General features: G+C 57.9%; 2 tRNA genes. Both read right to left on the bottom strand.

Annotation, left to right across the window (positions count from 1 at the left end):
- Positions 1-2: 2 nt before the first annotated feature.
- Positions 3-76: transfer RNA gene (locus tag G9F48_RS19510), tRNA-Met, on the bottom strand.
- Positions 77-95: 19 nt separating this feature from the next.
- Positions 96-168, bottom strand: a tRNA-Ala gene (locus G9F48_RS19505).
- Positions 169-247 lie beyond the last annotated feature (79 nt).

Raw genomic sequence — 247 nt, 5'->3', positions numbered from 1 at the left:
GGTAGCGGCGGAGGGGATCGAACCCCCGACCTCACGGGTATGAACCGTACGCTCTAGCCAGCTGAGCTACACCGCCAAAAACAATTAAAATCAAGTGGAGCCTAGCGGGATCGAACCGCTGACCTCCTGCGTGCAAAGCAGGCGCTCTCCCAGCTGAGCTAAGGCCCCAAAATGGTCGGGAAGACAGGATTCGAACCTGCGACCCCATGGTCCCAAACCATGTGCTCTACCAAGCTGAGCTACTTCC

The organism is Bacillus sp. EKM420B (assembly GCF_011065565.1).
Taxonomy (GTDB): domain Bacteria; phylum Bacillota; class Bacilli; order Bacillales; family Bacillaceae; genus Bacillus; species Bacillus velezensis.
This window is presented reverse-complemented; position numbering and strand designations above follow the sequence as displayed.